Genomic DNA, 3,333 nt, shown 5'->3' on the forward strand with positions numbered 1-3,333 from the left:
GGCGCTGCGTGGCGGCTGGCGCGCGCTCGACACGGTGCTCGCGGTGCTGCATGCGCCGCGTTTCGACAGCCCCGAGCGCGGCAATCCGGTACACGATGCGAGCGTCGACGCCGTGCGCGTCGGCTACCGCTCGGCCACCGGCGCGACGCTGCTCGACGGCGTCGACCTGCATTGCCCGGCGGGCGGCTTCGTCGCGATCGTCGGCCCGACGGGGGCTGGCAAGAGCACGCTGCTGGGCCTGCTCGCGCGGCTCGACGATCCGGGCACCGGGCAGGTGCTGCTCGGCCGCTCCGATGTGCGGCACCTGAGCGAGGCGACGCTTGCCGCGACGCGCAACCTCGTGTTCCAGGACAACGGGTTGTTTCGCGGCAGCCTCGCGTGGAACGTGCGGATGGGCCACCCGGACGCGACCGATGCCGAACTGCGCGCCGCGCTGGACGCGGTCGGTCTGCTGCGCGACGCCGAGCGCTTGCCGGACGGGCTCGAATCCGACGTGGGGCTGGGCGGCCAGTTGCTGTCGGGCGGGCAGCGTCAGCGTGCGTGCCTCGCACGCGCGCTGCTGGCGCGTGCGCCGGTGCTGATGTTCGACGAGCCGACCGCGAGCCTCGACGAGCTGAGTGCACGGCGCGTGCGCGACAGCCTCATCGCGCTGCGCGGGCAGCGCACGCGCATCGTCGTCACGCACCAGCCGGCGCTCGCGGCGGCGGCCGACACGATCGTCGTGCTCGACGCGGGCCGGGTGCGGGCGACCGGCACGCATGCGCAGCTGGTCGAGCGCGATACGTGGTACGCGACGTTCGCCCGAGCCGGGCGGCCGCCCGACACGCCACCGCCGGCCGATACGGACACGGAAGCCCGGCCGGTCGAATCCGAACACTGACGTGAACAATGCGATCCGGTGTGCCCGGAATCGATAGGAAAAGCCCCTCGATCGAAAAATTGCCCGCCGGTTCTATTTGATAATGAGAACGATTATCAAATACGGGGGCGTGAATGCGGTACGAGGTGCTGGAACCTGGGAGATCAAGGACGAAGGGCGCGCGCGTCGCCCGTTTGGGGCGAGGGCGCTGGCGTCCGTCGCTGTATCTCGGCCTGCTGATCGCCGCGCATCCGGCGGCGGCGTTTGCCGAGACGGCGCCGGTGCCGGCGTCGGCAGCCGGCGCAGAAGTCCGGAAGGAAGGGACGACCGCCGTGAAGCCTGCCGCGGGCGAGTTGAAGGCGATTTCGGTGACCGCGTCGCGCGGCGTGACCGACGATCCGTCGGTCGCGACGGTCGGCAAGATGCCGCTTGCGTTGAGGGAGATTCCGCAGTCGGTCAGCGTGACGACGCGCGAGCGGATCGACCAGCAGAACCTGTACTCGCTCGACGAAGTGATGCAGCAATCGGCGGGCGTGACCGTGCAGCCCTACGTGCTGCTCACCACCGCGTATTTCGTGCGCGGCTTCAAGGTCGATTCGTTCGAATTCGACGGCGTGCCGATCGTGATCGGCGACATGGCGAGCGCGCCGCAGGACATGTCGGTGTACGAGCGCGTGGAAATCCTGCGCGGCGCGAACGGCCTGCTGCACGGCTCGGGCAACCCGGCCGCGACGGTCAACCTCGTGCGCAAGCGGCCGCAGTACCAGTTCTCCGCGAATGCGAGCGTGAGCGTCGGCAGCTGGGACCGCTATCGCGCGGAAGCCGACATCGGCGGGCCGCTCAATGCGGCCGGCACCGTGCGCAGCCGGCTCGTCGCCGCGTACGAGGATCGCCATTTCTTCTACGACCACGCAAAGCAGGATACGCGGTCGATCTACAGCGTCACGGAAGTCGACGTGACGCGCGACACGCTGCTCACGTTCGGCGCGCAATACCAGACGACCCGATCGGTGCCCGACATGTCCGGCGTGCCGATGGCGCGCGACGGATCGAGCCTCGGCCTGTCGCGCTCGACGTTCCTCGACACCGCGTGGGGCAGCTTCGACTGGGACACGACGCGCGCGTTCGGTTCGGTCGAGCAGAAGCTTGGCGGCGGCTGGAAGGCGAAGGTGAGCGGCGAATACCAGAGCGTGCGCTCCGACCTGAAGTACGCGGGCTCGTTCGGCGCGATCGACCCGGCGACCGGCGCGGGCGGCGCGCTGATGGGCGGCGCGTACCGGTTCAGCACCTACAGCCGCAGCCTCGATGCGAACGTGCAGGGCCCGGTGCATGCGTTCGGGCTCACGCACGACCTGATGTTCGGCGTGACCTACGCGAACAGCAGCAGCGGTCAGATGTCGGCGCAGCTACTCGGCGACGTGTCCGGCACGCCGGTGAACGTGTACCGCTGGAACCCGGACAGCGTGCCCGAGCCGGGCGTCGGCCCGTACCAGCAGTCGCAGCAGAACGACGTTTCGCAGAAGGGCGTGTACGGGCTCGGCCGCATCAAGCTCGCGGAACCCGTCACGCTCGTGCTCGGTGGCCGCATGAGCTGGTGGAACCAGGACAGCCTCGGCGCGCACTACAACACCGGCCACCAGTTCACGCCGTACGGCGGGCTGATCTGGGATTTCGCGCGTGACTGGTCGTGGTATGCGAGCTACGCGGAAGTGTTCCAGCCGCAAACCAAGTCGATGTGGGGCGGCGGCATCCTGACGCCGGTGAAGGGGCGCACCTACGAGACGGGCGTGAAGGGCGAACTGGCGGGCGGCAAGCTGAACGTGTCGCTCGCGGCGTTTCGCATCGATCTCGACAACAACCCGCAGGTCGATCTCGCGCATCCGTGCGCGGGGCCGAACTGCTATTACGTGAACGGCGGCAGCGTGCGCAGCCAGGGCTTCGAATTCGAGGCGAACGGCCGCATCACGCCGTGGTGGAGCGTGTGGGCAAGCTACACGTACGACACGATGAGCTATGCGGACAACCTCGCGAACGCGGGCTCGTTCGCGCCGCTGCTGAACCCGCGCCACCTGTTCCGGTTGTGGACCAACTACGACCTGCCGTGGCAGGAACGGCGCTGGAGCGTCGGTGGCGGCGTACAGGTGCAGAGCAATTACTCGGCGCAGGCGAACGGCGTGACGCTGAGCCAGGGCGGCTACGCGCTCGCGAGCGTGCGGCTCGGCTACCGCTATGACAAGCACTGGAGCGCGGCGGTCAACGTCAACAACCTGTTCGACCGCAAGTACTACCTGAGCCTGAGCCAGCCCGGCTGGAACAACCGTTACGGAGAACCGCGCAACGTGATGCTGACCGTGCGCGGGCAGTTCTGATGGCGGGCGGCTGGGGGACGCGGGCGGCGCTTGCGATCGGCGGCGTGCTGCCGGGCGCGGTCGCGCTCGCGGTCACGCTGGCCCGTCATTACCCGGCTGATGGCC

General features: G+C 69.1%; 2 protein-coding genes. Both read left to right on the forward strand.

Features of this window, described 5'->3' with window-relative positions; all coding sequences use genetic code 11:
* The coding region (locus JYJ84_RS32095) for an ABC transporter ATP-binding protein (protein ID WP_205189959.1) at positions 1-880 on the forward strand (880 nt) is incomplete at its 5' end.
* Positions 881-993: 113 nt separating this feature from the next.
* Positions 994-3,228, forward strand: coding sequence for a TonB-dependent siderophore receptor (locus JYJ84_RS32100; RefSeq protein WP_175219997.1), 2,235 nt, complete (start codon positions 994-996; stop codon positions 3,226-3,228).
* Positions 3,229-3,333 lie beyond the last annotated feature (105 nt).

This window comes from Burkholderia sp. LMG 13014 (genome assembly GCF_905232215.1).
Classification (GTDB): Bacteria; Pseudomonadota; Gammaproteobacteria; order Burkholderiales; family Burkholderiaceae; genus Burkholderia.